The 19,818-nt window shown below is 56.5% G+C and carries 23 protein-coding genes; 10 read left to right on the top strand and 13 right to left on the bottom strand.

All coding sequences use genetic code 11. From position 1 onward, the window contains the following. The first annotated feature begins 190 nt into the window (after positions 1–190). Positions 191–1,243: a 3-deoxy-7-phosphoheptulonate synthase AroG gene (aroG, locus tag GT756_RS04640; RefSeq protein WP_057214035.1), complete on the top strand. Its 1,053-nt coding sequence runs from the start codon at positions 191–193 to the stop codon at positions 1,241–1,243. 72 nt (positions 1,244–1,315) lie between these two features. On the opposite strand, the gene gpmA is transcribed toward aroG, so the two are convergent. The 7 genes from gpmA to modE form a co-directional block, all read right to left on the bottom strand. Next, positions 1,316–2,068, bottom strand: a complete 753-nt coding sequence (gene gpmA / locus GT756_RS04635; protein ID WP_002895089.1) for a 2,3-diphosphoglycerate-dependent phosphoglycerate mutase — start codon at positions 2,066–2,068, stop codon at positions 1,316–1,318. A 288-nt stretch (positions 2,069–2,356) separates the two neighbouring features. Beyond that, positions 2,357–3,400: a galactose-1-epimerase gene (gene galM / locus GT756_RS04630; RefSeq protein WP_160124574.1), complete on the bottom strand. Its 1,044-nt coding sequence runs from the start codon at positions 3,398–3,400 to the stop codon at positions 2,357–2,359. Continuing rightward, the gene (gene galK / locus GT756_RS04625) at positions 3,394–4,542 is read right to left on the bottom strand and encodes a galactokinase (RefSeq protein ID WP_065696729.1); all 1,149 of its coding nucleotides are present in this window, start codon (positions 4,540–4,542) and stop codon (positions 3,394–3,396) included. Before galK ends, galM begins: the two co-directional genes overlap by 7 nt. A 2-nt stretch (positions 4,543–4,544) precedes the next feature. After that, positions 4,545–5,591: a galactose-1-phosphate uridylyltransferase gene (galT, locus tag GT756_RS04620; RefSeq protein WP_160124573.1), complete on the bottom strand. Its 1,047-nt coding sequence runs from the start codon at positions 5,589–5,591 to the stop codon at positions 4,545–4,547. Between the two features lie 9 nt (positions 5,592–5,600). Further along, positions 5,601–6,617, bottom strand: a complete 1,017-nt coding sequence (gene galE / locus GT756_RS04615; protein ID WP_004886025.1) for a UDP-glucose 4-epimerase GalE — start codon at positions 6,615–6,617, stop codon at positions 5,601–5,603. 209 nt (positions 6,618–6,826) lie between these two features. Beyond that, the gene (gene modF / locus GT756_RS04610; protein ID WP_048294399.1) at positions 6,827–8,299 is read right to left on the bottom strand and encodes a molybdate ABC transporter ATP-binding protein ModF; all 1,473 of its coding nucleotides are present in this window, start codon (positions 8,297–8,299) and stop codon (positions 6,827–6,829) included. 67 nt (positions 8,300–8,366) lie between these two features. Beyond that, on the bottom strand, positions 8,367–9,155 hold the full coding sequence (modE, locus tag GT756_RS04605; RefSeq protein WP_017899612.1) for a molybdenum-dependent transcriptional regulator: 789 nt from the start codon (positions 9,153–9,155) through the stop codon (positions 8,367–8,369). A gap of 153 nt (positions 9,156–9,308) precedes the next feature. Between modE and GT756_RS04600 the strand changes: the two genes are divergently transcribed. The 4 genes from GT756_RS04600 (at position 9,309) to modC (ending at position 12,124) form a co-directional block, all read left to right on the top strand. After that, positions 9,309–9,458, top strand: coding sequence for an AcrZ family multidrug efflux pump-associated protein (locus GT756_RS04600; RefSeq protein ID WP_002895156.1), 150 nt, complete (start codon positions 9,309–9,311; stop codon positions 9,456–9,458). A 142-nt stretch (positions 9,459–9,600) separates the two neighbouring features. Beyond that, on the top strand, positions 9,601–10,374 hold the full coding sequence (gene modA / locus GT756_RS04595) for a molybdate ABC transporter substrate-binding protein (RefSeq protein ID WP_004886031.1): 774 nt from the start codon (positions 9,601–9,603) through the stop codon (positions 10,372–10,374). Continuing rightward, complete coding sequence (gene modB / locus GT756_RS04590; RefSeq protein ID WP_004886033.1) at positions 10,374–11,063, top strand: molybdate ABC transporter permease subunit; 690 nt, start codon at positions 10,374–10,376, stop codon at positions 11,061–11,063. Before modA ends, modB begins: the two co-directional genes overlap by 1 nt. A gap of 2 nt (positions 11,064–11,065) precedes the next feature. Next, complete coding sequence (gene modC, locus GT756_RS04585) at positions 11,066–12,124, top strand: molybdenum ABC transporter ATP-binding protein ModC (RefSeq protein WP_004886036.1); 1,059 nt, start codon at positions 11,066–11,068, stop codon at positions 12,122–12,124. On the opposite strand, the gene GT756_RS04580 is transcribed toward modC, so the two are convergent. Then, positions 12,125–12,943, bottom strand: coding sequence for a pyridoxal phosphatase (locus GT756_RS04580; RefSeq protein WP_004886041.1), 819 nt, complete (start codon positions 12,941–12,943; stop codon positions 12,125–12,127). Between the two features lie 227 nt (positions 12,944–13,170). On the opposite strand from GT756_RS04580, the gene pgl reads away from it, so the two are divergent. After that, positions 13,171–14,166: a 6-phosphogluconolactonase gene (gene pgl, locus GT756_RS04575; RefSeq protein WP_049004305.1), complete on the top strand. Its 996-nt coding sequence runs from the start codon at positions 13,171–13,173 to the stop codon at positions 14,164–14,166. A 109-nt stretch (positions 14,167–14,275) separates the two neighbouring features. Here pgl and GT756_RS04570 read toward each other — a convergent pair whose 3' ends face one another. The 3 genes from GT756_RS04570 to ycgZ all read right to left on the bottom strand — a co-directional run bounded on the left by GT756_RS04570 (position 14,276) and on the right by ycgZ (position 15,269). Beyond that, positions 14,276–14,542 carry a biofilm development regulator YmgB/AriR family protein gene (locus GT756_RS04570; RefSeq protein ID WP_004886050.1) on the bottom strand — a complete coding sequence of 89 codons (267 nt, stop codon included), beginning with the start codon at positions 14,540–14,542 and terminating at the stop codon, positions 14,276–14,278. A 51-nt stretch (positions 14,543–14,593) separates the two neighbouring features. Continuing rightward, positions 14,594–14,899: a hypothetical protein gene (locus tag GT756_RS04565; protein WP_017899616.1), complete on the bottom strand. Its 306-nt coding sequence runs from the start codon at positions 14,897–14,899 to the stop codon at positions 14,594–14,596. Between the two features lie 124 nt (positions 14,900–15,023). Next, positions 15,024–15,269, bottom strand: a complete 246-nt coding sequence (gene ycgZ / locus GT756_RS04560) for a regulatory protein YcgZ (protein WP_004151693.1) — start codon at positions 15,267–15,269, stop codon at positions 15,024–15,026. A gap of 327 nt (positions 15,270–15,596) precedes the next feature. On the opposite strand from ycgZ, the gene GT756_RS04555 reads away from it, so the two are divergent. Together GT756_RS04555 and GT756_RS04550 are read left to right on the top strand one after the other, a co-directional pair. After that, a complete protein-coding gene (locus tag GT756_RS04555; protein WP_004886055.1) occupies positions 15,597–16,808 on the top strand; it encodes a diguanylate phosphodiesterase in 1,212 nt (403 codons plus the stop codon). A gap of 154 nt (positions 16,809–16,962) precedes the next feature. Further along, positions 16,963–17,697, top strand: a complete 735-nt coding sequence (locus GT756_RS04550) for a MerR family transcriptional regulator (protein WP_017899619.1) — start codon at positions 16,963–16,965, stop codon at positions 17,695–17,697. A gap of 41 nt (positions 17,698–17,738) precedes the next feature. Here the strand turns inward: GT756_RS04550 and GT756_RS04545 are convergent, their stop codons facing one another. Next, positions 17,739–18,293, bottom strand: coding sequence for a helix-turn-helix transcriptional regulator (locus GT756_RS04545; protein ID WP_017899620.1), 555 nt, complete (start codon positions 18,291–18,293; stop codon positions 17,739–17,741). 82 nt (positions 18,294–18,375) lie between these two features. Beyond that, positions 18,376–18,588 carry a biofilm development regulator YmgB/AriR family protein gene (locus GT756_RS04540; protein WP_004886058.1) on the bottom strand — a complete coding sequence of 71 codons (213 nt, stop codon included), beginning with the start codon at positions 18,586–18,588 and terminating at the stop codon, positions 18,376–18,378. Positions 18,589–18,958: 370 nt separating this feature from the next. On the opposite strand from GT756_RS04540, the gene GT756_RS25775 reads away from it, so the two are divergent. Both GT756_RS25775 and GT756_RS04535 read left to right on the top strand, forming a co-directional pair. Then, positions 18,959–19,255, top strand: a complete 297-nt coding sequence (locus GT756_RS25775; protein WP_165455318.1) for a hypothetical protein — start codon at positions 18,959–18,961, stop codon at positions 19,253–19,255. A gap of 53 nt (positions 19,256–19,308) precedes the next feature. Further along, a complete protein-coding gene (locus tag GT756_RS04535) occupies positions 19,309–19,815 on the top strand; it encodes a hypothetical protein (RefSeq protein ID WP_017899621.1) in 507 nt (168 codons plus the stop codon). Positions 19,816–19,818 lie beyond the last annotated feature (3 nt).

The raw sequence follows: 19,818 nt of genomic DNA, 5'->3' as shown, positions 1-19,818 counted from the left end.
AAGACTTAATTAGCTTTAACAGTTAAATATTGTAGTTCATGAGCCTGGTTTCGCTACTTTATGGCGTATTTTTGCCTATTTCCAGGATTATTCCATCACTACTGTAAAATCACGTTTACACTATTTCAGCGAAGAGATAGATTGGAGGGATTGCATTTCATTGAATAAGTATGGCAACGCTGGAAAGAAGATGAATTATCAGAACGACGATTTACGCATTAAAGAGATCAACGAATTATTACCTCCCGTTGCGCTCCTGGAAAAATTCCCTGCTACCGAAAATGCTGCAAACACCGTTGCACATGCTCGCAAAGCGATCCACCAGATCCTCAAAGGCGATGATGACCGCCTGCTGGTGGTGATTGGGCCTTGTTCTATTCACGACCCGGCGGCGGCGAAAGAGTACGCTTCCCGTCTGCTGACCCTGCGCGAGGCGTTGAAGGGCGAGCTCGAGATCGTCATGCGCGTCTATTTTGAGAAACCGCGCACCACCGTCGGCTGGAAAGGGCTTATCAACGATCCCCATATGGATAACAGCTTCCGCATCAACGACGGGTTGCGCATTGCGCGCAAACTGCTGCTGGACATTAACGACAGCGGTCTGCCGGCGGCGGGGGAATTCCTCGATATGATCACCCCGCAGTATGTTGCCGATCTGATGAGCTGGGGCGCCATTGGGGCGCGTACCACCGAATCTCAGGTTCACCGCGAGCTCGCCTCGGGGCTCTCCTGCCCGGTGGGCTTTAAGAATGGTACCGATGGCACCATCAAGGTGGCTATCGACGCGATTAACGCCGCCGGCGCGCCGCACTGTTTCCTGTCGGTCACCAAGTGGGGCCACTCCGCTATCGTTAATACCAGCGGCAACGGCGACTGCCATATTATTCTGCGCGGCGGCAAAGAGCCGAACTACAGCGCGAAGCACGTGGCGGAAGTGAAAATCGGTCTGGCGAAAGCGGGTCTTCCGGCCCAGGTAATGATCGACTTCAGCCATGCCAACTCCAGCAAGCAGTTCAAGAAGCAGATGGAAGTGGGCGCCGACGTATGCCAGCAGATTGCCGGCGGCGAGCGCGCCATTATGGGCGTGATGATTGAAAGCCATCTGGTGGAAGGCAACCAGAGCCTCGAGAGCGGTGAACCGCTGACCTACGGCAAGAGCGTCACCGACGCCTGCATCGGCTGGGAGGATACCGACACGATCCTGCGTCAGCTGGCGGAAGCAGTGAAAACCCGTCGCGGCTAAGCTACTCTGCGTTAGCGCAGGTCATAAAAAAAGCGTGGAGATTTCCACGCTTTTTTGTTTTGACCGGGGAAATTACTTCGCTTTACCCTGGTTGGCGACGGCAGCCGCTTTCGCCGCGATCTCTTCCGCATTGCCCAGATAGTAATGTTTGATCGGCTTGAAGTTTTCATCGAACTCATACACCAGCGGTACGCCGGTCGGGATGTTCAGTTCGAGGATCTCGTCTTCGCCCATGTTGTCGAGGTATTTCACCAGCGCGCGCAGGGAGTTACCGTGAGCGGCGATGATCACGCGCTCACCGCTTTTCAGGCGCGGCAGAATGGTTTCGTTCCAGTAAGGCACGACGCGGTCGATGGTCAGCGCCAGGCTTTCAGTGGTCGGCAGTTCCGCGTCGGTCAGTTTTGCATAGCGCGGATCGTGGCCCGGGTAGCGCTCGTCGTCTTTGGTCAGCTCCGGCGGAGTGACAGCGAAGCCGCGACGCCACTGTTTAACCTGCTCGTCACCGTATTTCTCAGCGGTTTCCGCTTTGTTCAGGCCCTGCAGCGCGCCGTAATGACGCTCGTTCAGCTTCCAGGATTTCTCAACCGGCAGCCAGGCCTGATCCAGTTCGTCCAGTACGTTCCACAGGGTATGGATGGCACGTTTCAGCACGGAGGTATAAGCAAAATCAAAGCTGAAGCCTTCAGCCTTCAGCAGTTTACCTGCCGCTTTCGCTTCGCTAACGCCTTTCTCGGACAGATCAACGTCGTACCAACCGGTGAAGCGGTTTTCGTTGTTCCACTGGCTTTCGCCATGACGAACCAGTACCAGCTTAGTTACAGCCATTCTCTTACTCCTCTCTACACGCCATCCCTCGCGCCGCGAACGGTGCGCTGAATATGTTGGTGTATGTGTTATTGATTGATAACTATTCTCATTATATTGCCGTGATTTGGCTCACGGCAATGCTTATCCCTAACCATAGCGAAAATAGTGGCTCAGTGTAAGGTGCTTGTAAAACACAGGTTATTTTTTTGCCCTTTGGTGACGGAAAATAGAGCAGGTTGCTGAAAAAAGAGGCGCCAGAGAGGAGGGGGGACGAAAAGCAGCGCCCCCGGCGGAGGGCGCTGGCGATTATCGGGCGATAAACTGATATTCCGTCAGGCTGACGTACTCCTGGCCCGGACGTAACACACAGTCCGGCTGCGGCCATTCCGGATGATTCGGCGAATCCGGGAGGAATTCGCTTTCCAGCGCCAGCCCCTGCCAGTCGGCGTAGGGCTCTGTCGTCTGCGACGGGGTGCCGCCGAGATAGTTGCCGGAGTAAAACTGCAGCGCCGGAGCGGAGGTATAGACCGTCATCTGCAGCTTGCCGTCCTGCGACCAGACCTGCGCCGCAGGCTGGCTGGCGTCGCCTCTGGCGTCCAGCAGGAAGGCATGATCGTATCCCTTCACCTTTTGCTGATCGGCGTCGGCGAGGAAGTCGGCGGCGATGGTTTTCGGCTGGCGGAAATCAAAGCTGGTGTTAGCAACATCTTTGAGTTCACCACCCGGGATACCGTCGCTTTCCACCGGCAGATACCTCTGGGCGAGGATCTGCAACTGGTGCTGGCGCACGTCGCCTTGGTCACCGTCGAGGTTGAAATAGACGTGATTGGTCATGTTCACCGGGCAGGGTTTATCCACGGTGGCGCGATAGGTAATCGCGATGCGGTTATCGTCGGTCAGACGATAGTGCGCGGTAGCCTGCAGCGTGCCGGGAAAGCCTTGATCGCCATCTGGCGAGGTCAGGGCGAAGAGCACTTCCTGCTCGTCGGCGCGGACGATGCGCCAGCGACGTTTATCAAACCCTTCGGGGCCGCCGTGGAGCTGGTGGCCCGCGTCGTTTGACGGCGTGACGTTGACGAGCTGGCCGTCAAGCGGGAAGCGGCTATTGCCGATGCGGTTGGCGTAGCGGCCTACCGAGGCGCCAAGAAACGCGGCCTGGCGGGTATAGTCTTCCAGCCTGGCGCAGCCCAGCAGCGGGCGGCGCAGGTTGCCATCGGCCAGCGGCACCTCGGCGCTGAGCAGCGTCGCGCCCCAGTCCGCCACGGTGACGGTCATCCCCGCCTTATTGCGCAGGGTTACCTGCTGCCATGGCTGGCCGTCCGGCGCCAGCGCGGTGGTTTGTGTTACCATTGGCCAGCCCCCTGTGACGGTTTGCAGACATAGAACGTCTCTTTAATTCCGGTTTTCGCTTCATACTCGTTGGCAACGGCCTGCTGCACGGTATCGACCAGATCTTCCGGGACCAGCGCTACCACGCAGCCGCCAAAGCCGCCGCCGGTCATGCGCACGCCGCCTTTATCGCCGATTGTCGCCTTGACGATCTCCACCAGGGTGTCGATCTGCGGGACGGTGATCTCGAAATCATCGCGCATCGAGGCGTGGGATTCGGCCATCAGCTCGCCCATCCGCTTCAGGTCGCCTTTTTCGAGGGCGCTGGCGGCTTCCACGGTGCGGGCATTCTCCGTCAGCACATGGCGTACCCGCTTCGCGACGACCGGATCCAGCTCATGGGCGACGGCGTTGAATTGCTGAAGGGTGACATCGCGCAGAGCGGGCTGCTGGAAGAAGCGCGCGCCGGTCTCGCACTGTTCACGACGGGTGTTGTACTCGCTGCCGACGAGGGTGCGCTTAAAGTTGCTGTTGATGATGACCACCGCCACGCCTTTCGGCATCGAGACGGCTTTGGTGCCCAGAGAACGGCAGTCGATCAGCAGCGCATGGTCTTTTTTGCCCAGCGCCGAAATCAGCTGATCCATGATGCCGCAGTTGCAGCCGACGAACTGGTTTTCCGCCTCCTGGCCGTTGAGGGCGATTTGCGCGCCATCCAGCGGCAGATGATACAGCTGCTGGAACACGGTGCCGACGGCGACTTCCAGCGAGGCTGAGGAGCTTAACCCCGCACCCTGCGGCACATTGCCGCTGATCACCAGATCCGCGCCGCCGAAGTGGCTGTTCCGCTGCTGCAGATGCTTCACCACGCCGCGGACATAGTTCGACCACTGCTGGGTGTCGTGGCTGATAATCGGCGCGTCGAGAGAGAATTCATCGCTCTGATTGTCGTAATCGGCGGCAATCACCCGCACGGTACGATCGTCGCGCGGCGCACAGCTGATCACCGTCTGGTAGTCGATAGCGCAGGGCAGCACAAAGCCGTCGTTGTAATCGGTATGCTCGCCGATCAGGTTGACGCGGCCTGGCGCCTGAATGACATGGCTGGCCGGGTAACCGAAGGCCTCAGCAAACAGGGTTTGGGTTTTCTCTTTCAGACTCATCATTACACTCCGGATTCACGAAAATGGACGTCGCTGACGGCGCGCAGTCGTTCAGCAGCTTGCTCGGCGGTCAGATCGCGCTGCGTTTCGGCCAGCATTTCGTAGCCAACCATAAACTTGCGGACCGTCGCGGATCGCAGCAGCGGCGGATAAAAGTGGGCGTGGAGCTGCCAGTGATTATGGTTTTCGTCGTTAAACGGCGCGCCGTGCCAGCCCATGGAGTAGGGGAATGAGCACTGGAACAGGTTGTCGTAACGGCTGGTCAGCTTTTTCAACGCCAGCGCCAGATCGCTACGCTGGGCGTCGGTGAGATCGGTAATACGCTGCACGGGCGCTTTCGGCAGCAGCAGCGTTTCAAACGGCCACGCGGCCCAGTAGGGCACGACCGCCAGCCAGTGCTCGGTGTCGACCACGGTGCGGCTGCCGTCGGCCAGTTCGCGCCGGGCATAGTCCAGCAGCATTGGCTGGCCCTGGCTGGCGTAATATTCTTTCTGCAGACGGTCTTCCCGTTCCGCTTCATTGGGCAGGAAGCTATTGGCCCACACCTGACCATGCGGGTGCGGGTTGGAGCAGCCCATCGCTGCCCCTTTATTTTCAAAGACCTGGACCCACGGGTAGCTTTTCCCGAGGTCCGCGGTCTGTTCCTGCCACGCTTTAACCACGCCTTCCAGCGCTTCAAGGCTCAGTTCCGGCAGCGTTTTGCTGTGGTCTGGCGAGAAGCAGATCACCCGACTGGTGCCGCGCGCGCTCTGACAGCGCATCAGCGGATCGTCACTCTCCGGGGCGTCCGGGGTGTCGGTCATCAGGGCCGCAAAGTCGTTGGTAAACACGTAGGTACCGGTGTAATTCGGATTCGTGTCGCCGGTGACCCGGGTGTTGCTCGGGCACAGGAAACAGTCCGGATCGTGGGCCGGCAAGGTCTGTTTTGCCGGCGTTTCCTGCGCCCCCTGCCAGGGGCGCTTGGCGCGATGCGGAGAAACCAGAATCCACTGCCCGGTTAACGGGTTATAACGACGATGCGGATGGTCAACGGGGTTAAATACGCTCATGAAGGTTCCTTAGTCTGGATAACCCTGCGGATGGCGGGACTGCCAGTGCCAGGTGTCCTGCGCCATTTCGTCCAGGTTGCGCGTCACGCGCCAGTTCAGCTCGCGGTCGGCCTTGGCGGCATCCGCCCAGTAGGCCGGGAGGTCGCCATCGCGGCGCGGCGCGAAATGGTAGTTAATCGGTTTGCCGCAGGCTTTGCTGAAAGCATTGACCACGTCGAGCACGCTGCTGCCGACGCCGGCGCCAAGGTTGTAGATATGAACCCCGGCTTTGTCAGCCAGTTTTTCCATGGCCGCGACGTGACCGTCAGCGAGGTCCATCACGTGGATATAATCGCGCACGCCGGTGCCATCTTCGGTCGGGTAGTCGTTACCAAACACGGCCAGCGATTCGCGACGGCCAACGGCGACCTGGGCGATGTAGGGCATCAGGTTATTCGGGATCCCCTGCGGATCTTCACCCATGTCGCCCGACGGATGGGCGCCGACCGGGTTGAAGTAGCGCAGCAGGGCAATGCTCCACTCCGGCTGGGCTTTCTGCAGGTCGGTCAGGATCTGCTCCACCATCAGTTTGCTTTTACCGTAGGGGCTTTGCGGGGTGCCAGTCGGGAAGCTTTCGACATACGGGATTTTCGGCTGGTCGCCGTAGACGGTGGCGGAGGAGCTAAAGATGAAGTTCTTCACGCCCGCGGCGCGCATGGCGGAGACTAATTTCAGTGTGCCGGTGACGTTATTGTCGTAATATTCCAGCGGTTTGGCGACGGACTCCCCGACGGCCTTCAGCCCGGCGAAGTGGATCACCGCTTCAATGGCGTGGTCGTGGAGGATCTCGGTCATCAGCGCTTCATTACGAATATCGCCTTCAATAAAGGTGGCTTTTTTGCCGCCGAGACGCTCAATCACCGGCAGTACGCTGCGCTTGCTGTTGCAGAGATTGTCGAGGATCACCACCTCATGCCCCTGCTGCAGCAGTTGAACGCAGGTATGACTTCCAATGTAACCGCTACCACCTGTAACCAGAACTTTCATGATTCGCTCCATTCGGCTTATCGTGTATGAGGAAGATAGCATATCAAAGAAGTGAAAAGTGTGACACAGAACAAGTTAGTGGAATCGTTTACACTTGAGGGTGAAACAACATCATTTAATTTATTTTGTTTTATATACAATTGGTTATATGAGGTTGGCGCTATTTTTCTGAAAAATACCAGGGATCTTTCGATCCCCGGCAGGAGGCGTCAGGCCACGGGGCCGAGCTGATAAGTGTAACCGTCTCCACTGGGAACGAATACCAGGCGATGGGTAATACAGTCCGGGGCATCTTCCGCATGGTGCGAGACAAACAGCAGCTGCGTGGCGCCTTCGCCAATCAGGACGTCGACAAAGCGGCGTACCAGCTGGCGATTGAGGGGATCCAGCCCCTGCAGCGGTTCATCGAGGATCAGCAGGGTTGGATGCTTGACCAGCGCGCGAACGATAAGCGCCAGCCGCTGCTGGCCCCACGACAGGCTCTGAAACGGCGCGTCGGCGGTGCGCTTATCGATGCCGAGAATATCCAGCCATTGCTGCACCAGCTTATGCTGTTTATCGGACACCGCCTGATAAATGCCGATCGAGTCAAAATAGCCCGACAGAATAACGTTGCGGACGTTGGTGCTGACCCGGTAGTCCAGATGCAGGCTGCTGCTGACGTAGCCGATATGCTTTTTAATATCCCAGATGGTCTCGCCGCTGCCGCGGCGGCGGCCAAAGAGGGTGAGATCGTTGCTGTAGCCCTGCGGATGATCGCCGGTGATAAGGCTCAGCAGCGTGGATTTACCGGCGCCGTTGGGGCCGACGATCTGCCAGTGTTCGCCCGGGCTCACGGTCCATGAGAGATGGTTGATGACCGGACGATCGTTGTAGGAGACCACGCCGTCATTGAGCACGATACGCGGCGCCGAGTCTGCCAGCGCATGACGGGCTGGTGGTACATCTGGCTCCGGTAGGGTGATGCCGTCCAGTTTTTCACTGTGCGCCAGCTGAGCGACCAGCGCCTGCTGCAGAAGAGCGCGCTTCTCGCCGGTCTCGCTGAGGAGGCAATCAGCCAGCACGCCGGCGTATTGCACAAACTCCGGGATCTCATCGAAGCGGTTGAGGACCAGCACCAGGGTGAGGCCGGCGCGATGCAGGTCGGCCAGCAGCGCGGCCAACTGCTGGCGGGAGTTGACGTCGAGGCCGTCGAAAGGCTCGTCGAGGATCAGCAGCTGCGGATCGCTCATCAGGGCCTGGCACAGCAGGGTCTTACGCGTTTCGCCAGTGGACAGATACTTAAAGCGGCGGTCCAACAGGGCGCTGATGGCAAACTGTTCGGCAAGCTGCGCGCAGCGGGCAGGATCTTTCACCTCGTCCTGAATAATCTCCGCAGTGGTGCGGCCGGTATCTTCTTCTCCGGGGCTGAGCAGGTCGGTGTTATTGCGCTGCCACTCGTCGCTGACCAGCTTCTGCAGCTGTTCGAAGGAGAGACGTGTTACGCGGGAGAAGTGGCTTTCGCGCTGACCGCTGAGCAGGGTCAGGTCACCGGCCAGGGCTCGCGCGAGGGCGGATTTGCCGCTGCCGTTGCTGCCGACGAACGCCCAGCTTTCACCCGCCGCCACGCTCAGGTGGTCTATTTTTAAGGTTTTTGTATCGCTCAGGCGAAACGTGCCTTGCGAAATTTGCAATGATGACATGATGTATCCCATTTTTTGCAGCGATGTGCATCAGGGATACGACTTCAGGCGCGCAATGTCAATGGGGTCAGCATAACGTCGCGAGAATGATGCGATCGGCGTTGAAGTAAGCGATCGCCTCCGTCCCTTCCGCCAGGCCAGACGTCTGCGCCTGCGGCAGAGTGGCGCACAGGGTCTGACCGTCGGCCAGCGTCATCAGCACTTCGCACTGCCCGGAGCCGCATTCGATATGGCTGATACGACCCGACAGCTGGTTCTCGGCCTGGCGGGCCACCGCCGGGTCGAGGGTGATGCCGACCCAGGGCGCTTTCAACAGAACCAGCACCTCCTGGCCCTCATCGAGCCCCAGCTTTTCAGCGCTCTGGGCGGTAATGGCGACGTTCAGGCGGGTCTGACCGTCGGCCAGCAGCACCTCAACGTGCTGCTGCACCTGCTGGCGATCGCGGCCGGTAATGGTGCCGAACCACTGGTTGCGGGCGCTGGTCTGCAGGGAAAAGCGCGAGATGGCCGCCAGCAGGCTGTCCAGCGGCAGGGCGTCGTCATCGCTGAGCACATCAAACGCTTTCTGCTGGATCTGCGCCAGCAGATCGTACAGTTGGATCAGACGCTGCCCGTAGCGGGTCAGCACCGCGCCGCCGCCGCCTTTGCCGCCGGTGGCGCGATCCACCAGCGGCTGTTCGCTGAGCTGGTTCATCTCGTTGATGGCATCCCACGCGCTTTTATAGCTGATGCCCGCGTGCTTCGCCCCCTGGCTTATCGAGCCGGTCTGGTCAATCTGTTTGAGCAGGGCGATCCGCCGGGGGTCGGCAAACAGGCGCTGCTGTAGCTTAAGGGTGAGAAGAATTTCAGCCTGCATAATCGTTTCCTGACAAAAAAGCGTATTGTGACCGATAGTCACCCAGTTGCAAAACCTCTGTGCGCGGTTTTGTCATTACCCACCGCACAAATGGGGCGTGTTTTTTCGGCTGAAACCGTTACAATCAGCAAATCATACTATCTGGAGTGAACCATGTTAGAGCTTTTGAAAAGTCTGGTTTTTGCGGTCATCATGGTACCGGTGGTGATGGCGGTCATCCTGGGATTGATTTACGGTCTTGGCGAAGTGTTCAACCTCTTCTCCGGCGTAGGCCACAAAGATCGCAGCCAGCAAAATCATTGATTTCCCGGCGCCCGGTTTAACCGGGCGCTGTGCTATTTCCCTCCTGTATCATTTCCCTTCGTTTTATTGTCCTGTGTCACTATAAAAATGCTCTGCATATCGTTATATTGTCGAATACATAACGCATTGACAGGAGATTCAGATGGCAGGTTCTTGGTTACGCGGGGTTATCGGGGTATCACTCACGCTGTGCGTCGCGGGTCAGGCGCTGGCGGCAGAGGGGAAAGTGACCGTTTTCGCCGCCGCATCGTTAACCAACGCGATGCAGGATATCGCCCAGGCGTATAAGAAAGAGAAAAACGTCGAGGTCGTCTCGTCGTTTGCCTCGTCGTCGACGCTGGCGCGGCAGATTGAAGCAGGCGCCCCGGCGGATCTGTTTATCTCCGCCGATCAAAAGTGGATGGACTACGCGGCTGACAAAAAGGCCATCGATCCGGCGACCCGCGCCACCCTGCTTGGCAACAGCCTGGTGGTGGTGGCGCCGAAAGCCAGCGCGCAGGGTGCGATTACCATTGATGAGAAAACCGACTGGACCAGCCTGCTGAAAGGGGGCCGTCTGGCGGTGGGCGATCCGCAGCACGTTCCGGCAGGGATCTACGCCAAAGAAGCGCTGCAGAAACTGGGCGCCTGGGAGACCCTGTCGCCGAAGCTTGCGCCGGCGGAAGACGTGCGCGGCGCGCTGGCGCTGGTGGAGCGTAGCGAAGCGCCGTTGGGCATCGTCTACGGATCGGATGCTGTGGCCAGCAAAGGGGTGAAAGTGGTGGGCACCTTCCCGGAGGCGTCGCATCAGAAAGTCGAATACCCGCTGGCGATTGTCGATGGCCACCGCAATGCGGCCGTGAGCGCTTTCTATGACTACCTGAAAGGGCCTGAAGCGTCCGCGATTTTCCAACGTTACGGATTTACCACCCGCTGATGTTTCTGAGCGAACCCGAATGGCAGGCGGTGCTGCTGAGCCTGAAAGTCTCCTCCCTGGCGGTGGCCTTGAGCCTGCCCTTTGGCATCTTTTTTTCCTGGCTGCTGGTCAGGCGCACCTTCCCCGGCAAGGCGCTGCTCGACAGCCTTCTCCATCTGCCGCTGGTGCTGCCGCCGGTGGTGGTGGGATATCTGCTGCTGGTGGCCATGGGGCGGCGCGGGTTTATTGGCAGCTGGCTGTATGACTGGTTCGGCATCAGCTTTGCCTTCAGCTGGCGCGGGGCGGTGCTGGCGGCGGCGGTGATGTCTTTCCCGCTGATGGTGCGCGCCATCCGCCTGGCGCTGGAGGGGGTGGACATCAAACTGGAGCAGGCGGCGAGAACCCTCGGGGCCAGCCGCTGGCGGGTATTTTTCACCATTACGCTGCCGCTGACTCTGCCGGGAATTATTGTTGGCACGGTGCTGGCCTTCGCCCGCTCGTTAGGGGAATTTGGCGCGACCATCACCTTCGTCTCCAATATTCCCGGCGAAACGCGTACCCTGCCTTCGGCGATGTACACCCTGATCCAGACTCCGGGCGGGGAGGGGGCGGCGGCTCGCCTGTGCCTCATCGCTATCGGCCTGGCGCTGGTCTCGCTCTTGATATCAGAATGGCTGGCCCGCGTGAGCCGCCAGCGCATAGGAGGATAATGATGCTGGAGCTGGACTTTACCCAGACCCTCGGCAGCCACTGTCTGCAGATCCGTGAAACGCTGCCCAGCAGCGGGATCACCGCCATCTTTGGCGTCTCCGGCGCCGGGAAAACGTCGTTGATCAACGCTATCAGCGGCCTGACCCGGCCGCAGGCGGGGCGGATCGTGCTCAACGGCAGGGTGCTGAACGACACCGCGCAGCGTATCTGCCTGGCGCCGGAGCAGCGGCGGATCGGCTATGTCTTTCAGGATGCGCGCCTGTTTCCCCACTATAAAGTGCGCGGCAATCTACAGTACGGCATGGCGAAATCCATGGTCAGCCAGTTCGATAAGCTGGTGGAGCTGCTGGGGATCGCTCCCTTGCTGGATCGCCTGCCTGGCCGGTTATCCGGCGGCGAAAAGCAGCGTGTAGCCATCGGCCGCGCTTTGCTGACCGCGCCGGAGCTGCTGCTGCTGGACGAGCCGCTGGCCTCGCTGGATATTCCGCGCAAACGCGAACTGTTGCCCTATTTGCAGCGGCTAGCGCAGGAGATCCATATTCCGATGCTTTACGTCAGCCACTCGCTGGACGAGATCCAGCATCTGGCCGATCGCGTGCTGGTGCTGGAGGCCGGTAAGGTGAAGGCTTTCGGTCCGCTGGAGGAGGTCTGGAGCAGCAGCGTGATGCACCCCTGGTTGCCGGCGGAACAGCAGAGTACGATCCTCAGCGCCACCATCGCCGCGCAGCATCCGCAGTACGCGATGACCGCGCTGACGCTGGGGGATCAAATGCTGTGGGTCAACCGGCTCGAACGTCCCGCAGGTGATACCGCGCGGATCCGCATTCAGGCGTCGGATGTTTCGCTGGTGCTGGCCCAACCGTCCGCCACCAGCATCCGCAACATCTTGCGCGCCGAGGTGGTTCAGTGTCTGGAGGTCAACGGACAGATCGAGGTTCAGCTCAGGGTGAGCGGCCATCCTCTGTGGGCTCGAATCAGCCCGTGGGCGCGGGATGACCTGGCGATAGCGCCAGGCCAGCAGGTGTTTGCCCAGATCAAAAGCGTGTCGATCGCCGCCTGATCACAGCAGCTGACGGTAGATAAACTCGGCGATGCTGGCGGACTCATTGTCGCCGATGACCACGTTGGCGCGGGCTTTGACCTCGTCCACCGCATTGCCCATCGCCACCCCGGTGCCTGCTGCTTCCAGCATACTCAGATCGTTGTAGTTATCGCCGAAGGCCACCACATTCTGCATCGACAGCCCCTGGTCAGCGACCCACTGCGCCAGGCGTTTGCCTTTGCTGTTGCCGGCGCGGGCAATATCCACCTGGTCGTGCCACGACCATTCGCACGCCAGGCCCAGCGTCTCGCCGACCTCCTGCGCAAAGCGCTGCAGACGGGGAATGTCATCGTCGGTGAGGGCGAATTTCCATACCGCTTTGACCTCGCGGACCGCCTGCGCCAGCGAGTCGACCTGGCTGAAGACCGGGCGCTGATCCTCCGGTAGCGCCTGCGCCCAGTTGCGGGTGCGGATCACATGCCCGGTGGGCTGTTCGTAAAGCATCGCGTCATCCACATAGGCCAGACCGTGGATCTGCTGTTCGGCGAGCATGGCGGTGAGGCTTACCGCGTGTTCCACCGACATAGGATCGGCCGCCAAAACCTTTTTTGCGTGATAATCATACAAATAAGTGCCATTACAACAAATTGCAGGTGTATCGAGGGCCAGTGCCTGATAAAAAGGATGAATAGCGACGTGATGACGTCCGGTAACGACGATCACCTGGTAGCCCGCCTCTCTGGCGCGGGCCAGCGCTTCCAGCGAAGCGGGCAGGATGGTTTTTTTGCTGGTAAGCAGGGTGCCGTCTAAATCCAGGGCAATCACGCGTGTTGTCATGTGTTATTTCCGGTTGATGTTGAAAAGTACCTGGCCATGATGGTACACCGCCGTGGCGTCAGGACCAATTTTTCCACATCTGCCGTGAATGTCTGTATGCCCTTTGTGCCGCCTTCCGTCGGTAATTCGGTCGGCGATGCGAGTATCATGGGCGGATGTCTTATAATTTTCAGGGTGCTGTTATCCTGAAAATGAAAAATCCACGTGCAGTGAGGGAAGGAGTAGTCATGAAACAAACCGTTTATACCGCCAGCCCGGAAAGCCAACAAATCCACGTCTGGAGTCTTGAAGCGGACGGCAAACTGACGCTGGTGCAGGTGGTTGATGCCCCGGGTCAGGTCCAGCCGATGGTGGTCAGTCCCAATAAGGAGTATCTGTACGTTGGCGTTCGTCCGGAGTTTCGCGTGTTAGCTTATCGCATCACGCCGGATAACGGGGCGTTGACCTTTGCGGGAGAAGCGGCGCTGCCGGGCAGCCCGACCCACATTTCTACCGATCATCATGGCCGCTTTGTCTTCAGCGCCTCCTACAATCAGGGCTGCGTCAGCGTGACCCCGCTGCAGGATGGCCTGCCGGGTGAAACTATCACCGTGGTGGAAGGGCTGGAAGGCTGCCACTCGGCCAATATCTCCCCGGACAACCGTACCCTGTGGGTGCCGGCGCTGAAGCAGGATCGCATCTGCCTGTTTACCCTCAGCGAAGATGGTTTCCTCTCCGCCCAGGAGCCAGCGGAAGTCACCACCGTCGAGGGGGCGGGTCCGCGCCACATGGTGTTCCATCCGAACCAGCAGTATGGTTATTGCGTCAATGAACTCAACAGCTCCGTTGACGTTTGGGAGCTGAAAGACCCGAATGGCAACATCGAATGTGTACAAACTCTGGATATGATGCCGCCTGATTTCACCGGCGTGCGCTGGGCGGCGGATATTCATATCACTCCGGACGGGCGTCATTTGTACGCCTGCGATCGTACCGCCAGCATCATCACGGTGTTCAGCGTGTCGGAAGATGGTAGCGTGCTGGCGGTGGAAGGCTATCAGCCGACCGAGACCCAGCCGCGCGGCTTTAATCTCGATCACAGCGGTAAGTATCTGATTGCCGCCGGGCAGAAGTCGCACCATATCGCGGTGTACGAAATTACCGGCGAGCAGGGGCTGCTGCAGGAGAAAGGCCGCTATGCGGTTGGGCAGGGACCGATGTGGGTGGTGGTCAACGCTCACTGATCCGTCAGGCGGTAAAAGAAAAAACCTCGCGTGAGCGAGGTTTTTTTGATCAGAGCGGACAGGCTCTGTAGGGAAGGTGTTGCCCTGGTAGACCTGAAGCGTGAAAACCTTAGATATCGTCCATGGTGTAGCCGACGACAATCTCCAGCGTTTTACGGATCACGTCAGCGGTCACCACGTCATCGGTGCTTTCCAGCGCCTGAATCAGCCATAAAATAATGGCCTTATTGTTCAGGTGACCCTCGGACTGGAGAATACTGTTGATGGCCAGCGACATCACGGCGGACTCATCAACCAGCTTATCACCGGCGTTACGGAAATAGTCGGAGAGCGCGGTGTCCTGCAGTCCTGCGTAAATATCGGGTTGCTGATGCATAGTCTGTCTCATCACATTCTCACTCTGTGTTATTCACCATGGTTGGGAGACTCAGTGGATCTTTTTACCTTCCAGCGCCATGGCGCTTTGTGTCGGCGAACCTCGGGTTTCCCAACGGCCATTGATTTTCTTTACCTGCAAAGGCGCTTGCTTGCGCTGACGGGCAAGCTTCGCGCAAATTTCTTCGATCACGGCAGCGATGAGCTTTCTTCGCTGTCGGTCTGACTCTGTCGCCTGCATCAACCGAAGTCGAACCAGCAGGGTCGGAGTGGTAATCGGGCGATTCGTTTTCAGAAGCGCGAGCACCGCCTCGCCGATGATCTCATCGGTGATTTCCTCAGTTTCACTGCTATTCATAACCGTCTCTCTGCATGCCACTCTCTCCCTGAATCTGCGAACGGGCATTCAGGTCAGCAGAAGGTTTGTGGAAGCGATCGCCCCTCATCTGCTACTGCGGCGCAACAGGCGACGATCGATGACGTTATTCCTGACCGGCAAACAGCAGACCAATTAAGGTCTGATAGTGACTCTCTTCCTCGGGGGCACGGGCGCGGTCGAGGCGGCTCAACAGTTTGGTGCACAGCGCTTTGCGGTTGAGATGACGCCCTTCGTTGAGAATATCCATCACAATCTGACCCAGCGTTTCCTGCTGGGAAGGTAACGATGCTTTGTTGAAATACTGGGCAATTGCGTTCGCTGTATCTGGAATGTAACCATTCTGCTGCATATGTGCTCCTTTCATTTCATTCATCTGTTAACTGCCATTAAACTTATACAATATTTACTAACCTGTACACACAAAGTTGCACAGAAATGATTCAAAACGTGTTAACATTTTGATTTATAATCGGTTAATTTTTTATGTTTAGTGTGTTTCTGGCTTGTGAAGGTAGGGTTTAGCGTTGCATGTTGTACAAGAAAAGAAAAATGAAAAAGCCTTGCACAAAAAAGGGATTTTTAGTGTATCTTTTTTGTTAAGACAAAACCTAGTTTTACAAGACGATTAGCCTGATAACTGCTACTGTGAATGCTTACCCTCCCATCTGGAATCACTATGCTAACCACCATCATTTATCGCAGCCATATCTGCGACAATGTCTCATTCAAATCGATCGAGGCCATGGTCGCCAGGGCAAACGAAAGAAATGGGCAGGCGGACGTCACCGGTATTTTACTTTTTAACGGGACGCATTTTTTTCAACTCATTGAGGGGCCTGAAGAAAAGGTTCGGGATATTTATCAGCATATTTGCCGCGATCCCCGCCACTATAACCTGGTGGAGCTTCTGTGCGACTATGCGCCGTCCCGCCGTTTCGGTAATGTCGGCATGGAACTGTTTGATTTACGCGAACATGATCGCGAGGAAGTGCTGCAGACGGTGATGGACCGCGGGACCTCAAAATATCAGCTCACCTATGACGACCGGGCACTGCAATTTTTCCGCACCTTCGTCGAATCAACGGAAAAAGCGAACTATTTTGAGATTCCTTCCGCTGACAGCTGGGTATTCATCCCCGATCAGAATACTTTCTATCCTGATACCCCGATAATTGATAATAAGGAAAGCTGGTCCTTTGCCTTCCAGCCGATCGTCGACCCTTTCGCCTGCGAAATTATTTCGTGGGAAGCGCTGTTACGCGCACCGGACGGCCAGTCGCCTGGCGCCTATTTTGCCGGGCTTTCCGGGGACGACATTTATCTCGCCGATCTGCACAGTAAACGGGTGGCGCTGTCGCTGGCAGGGAAATTAGGCTTACGTAATAAGGCGTTAAGTATTAATCTACTACCGATGACGCTGGTTAAAGCGCCGAACGCGGTGGGTTTCCTGCTCGATCAAATTCAGCGTAATGATCTTATTCCTGAGCAGATTATTGTCGAGTTTACCGAGCGGGAAGTGATTTCGCGGATGGATGATTTTACCGATGCGGTGCGAAAGCTAAAGGGGGCGGGCATCAATCTCGCCATCGATCACTTCGGCGCCGGGTTTGCGGGGCTGTCACTGCTGGCGCAATACCAGCCCGACAGAATTAAAATCGACCATGAGCTGATCCGCAATATCCACCAGGATGGGCCGCGCCAGTCGATTGTACAGGCGATTATCAAATGCTGTTTTTCACTGGAGATTGCGGTCTCAGCCGTCGGCGTTGAGCGCGCTGAAGAGTGGATGTGGCTGGAATCAGCCGGTATTTCACAGTTTCAGGGGAATTTGTTCGCCAGCGCGCGCCTGGGGGGCTTGCCTGCCGTCGCCTGGCCAGAGAAAAAATGATCCATCTCGAAATCAGCTAATTATTTTTTCATCTTTTTCCCAAGCGCTGTGAGCCACAACCTGATATCTTTATCTGTACAAGAAAATAGAGTTGTACAGGATGCCTGAATTCGTTAGTTTAGGTATTAAAGTATCAGGTTGATGTGAGGCTGCTATGGCGTTTTACAGTATCGGTGAAGTCGCCGAACGTTGCGGAATCAATCCGGTCACCCTGCGCGCCTGGCAGCGTCGTTACGGGCTACTGAAGCCGCAGCGTAGCGAAGGCGGGCATCGACAATTTGATGAAGAAGATATCCTGCGCATTGAAGAGATCAAGCGCTGGATAGAGCGTGGTGTATCAGTAGGGAAAGTTAAAGCGCTGCTGGAGGATAACCTGCCGGCGGCGCGCGACGAATCCGCGCATCTTCAGGAAGAGATGATGTCCATTCTGCGTTATATGCAGCCTGCCAGAATCCGTGCCAAATTAATGGCGCTAAGCCATCAACACCCCGTCGACACGCTCATCGATAGCCTGTTAGTGCCGGTACGTCAGCGTCTGAAGCTCGATCAGAATACCTCGCTGGTGATTAGCAGTATGCTGGATGGTCTGTTGATTGACTGCGTGGCGCTGTTTCTTGCCGAAGCGCGTAAGAAGAACGGCAGGGAGACGCTGCTGGTGGGCTGGAGCAATGAGGACAGGACCCGTCTGTGGCTGGAAGCATGGCGTCTTTCCCAGCGTGGCTGGCACGTCAACGTCCTCGCCGAACCGCTGGAGTCGCCGCGGCCCGAGCTGTTTCCCGGCCAGCATATCTTCGTCTGGACCGGACGCGCTGCCACCCCTCTGCAGGAAGAGCTGCTCAGCCACTGGCAAGAGCAGGGCTTCAGCATCCATTTTCACGGTAATAATTAATCGCCCCGATCCGCAAAGCAGACCGGGGCTAACGCGCCGGGTTACAGGTGGATCTGGCTCCAGGATTTAAAGGTTTCGCTGCGGCTGATATTAAAAAAATCGGTCCTACCGCTACAGCCGAGCTTTTTAATCAGATTCAGCCGGATCTGATAAATGGTTTTAATATGCAGATTCAGCGACCGGCCAATGCTGGCGACCGCTTCGCCATTGCTGATAAGTTGAATCACTTTCTTTTCCCGCTCGGTAAACTGCACCGAGGCGCCCGGCGCCGGGTGGGTTTTATAGTAGCGGGTGGGCTGGTGCAGAAATATCTTTAACTCTTCCGGCGTTGAATTGGCCGGTAAGCGCAGCATAGGCAGTTCACTCAGAAAATTAAGATCGTTGCCTTCGGTTAACAGAATAAATAACGTATCCCGACGGTTATAGTTGTGCTGCAGTACTGCAAAATAATTGTCGCTGGTAAAGAAAACATGTTTTTTGCGAAAGTAAGATGCCGGCAGACTATTCAGGATCAGCGACATCCCGTAGAGAAGAAAACGATTATCAAACCACAGATCGTAATGTTCAGTACGATAGCAGGTATTATGGTGTGACATTTTATTTGCCTCAGTTAGCCGATAGAGACCCAGGCGTGCCGGCACCGCAGGGGTGAGCCTGCTGCCAGCTCCGCGGGGTTAATTAATGATGAGGTTTGCTGGACAGCATATCCAGCGCCTGCAAATAGAGGTCGGAAAGTATTTCATTACTTTCCGTTTGCAGGCGATGCTGGATTTCCGTAATCATCCGCTCATTATTTATCGTTCTGTGCTGCTTAATGAGCGTATTTTCAATATTCTTCATCAGGGCCGAATTGAAGACAAACTCTGCTGGAATGGTATTTTTAATATGCATAGCTCGAACTCTCCCACGTATAACGCAAACTGACAATAAAAGTCGCTACGTACCATTGGTACGCGCTAAGTCACGAACAGGAAATGCAAAACCAGGAACCACCGCCTGACTTGCCGCGCCACCGTTAAACATCCCCGCTTCGTTGCGCAACAAGCAGTTAACACTCCAAAACTATAGACGGTGATTCTGCTATGTACAACTTTTTTCAGGACTATATGTACAACGGAACGACTTATTTTTGTATTTTGTATTAATTAATTGATTTTAAAGAATTTTGTTGTTTGCATTACTTGTACATAAAATCCGGTTTGTGCAAGATACCTTTGTAAAACTGGCGGGAAGAGGCTGACGATAATGAGAAGGTGATGTTTTGACCGGCGTGCTGGATGAAATAGCGCCGACGCAGGAAGGGGTACACAGCAACTCTGTCGTCGACAGGTGGCTTTCTTCCGCGTCGGACGCTAATCATAACGAAAAGCAGGTGAGGTTTTGTCTTTTTTTTGCACAATTAGGTAAAGGGAAACACATCGGTCATTTCGTTGTCGGTTTGCTCAGTTTGTTGGCGGATAAGGGGTGTGCTACGCTTTTTAATAACGATGTGGCGGTTGGGCATCGTTATCTTTCCCCCATTTCCCTCTCGGGCTTTTCCCCTTGTCCCGACGGATAAATATGGCAGAAGCTATCTGTCCAGGGACAGGCCTTGAAGACTGAGGAGGGAAAATGCGCGGTAGAACCGTAATGCTCCTGGCCGGGTTAGCGACTCTCGCGCAGGCGAAAGAGATTAACCTCTATTCGATGAATACCGGTTCCTATGTTTACCATTTGACCAATAACCATGGGCAATATACTGAGAATTTCGAAAACCACTTTTTCTCAGTGGAACGTAAATTCTCAGAAGACTCGAAATACAGTCTGCTGATTGGCACTATGAATAATAGCTTCGACGATCGCTGCCTGGCGCTGGGCGTGAGAAGAGACTGGTACCACAACGGCAGCGGATGGACCTTCAAAGGCATTTACGGCTATACCGGCGAATTCTTCTTCGACGCCTTCGAGCATTGCGGCGATCATGGCTCCTATAAAGATTTTAAGGATGCCACCGGGATCGGCTTTTCACCTTATATTTACCATGCCATCCAGTACAACTTTACCGACTATTTCGCTCTTGAGAGTGGCATCATTATTCCCAGCGTGTTTGTGATCAGCATTCAGTGGAGCTTCCGCTAAATC

It is taken from the genome of Klebsiella sp. Q2, from assembly GCF_009900705.1.
Classification (GTDB): Bacteria; Pseudomonadota; Gammaproteobacteria; order Enterobacterales; family Enterobacteriaceae; genus Klebsiella; species Klebsiella quasipneumoniae.
The sequence above is the reverse complement of the archived record's forward strand: the minus strand, read 5'-3'. Positions and strand labels throughout refer to the sequence as shown.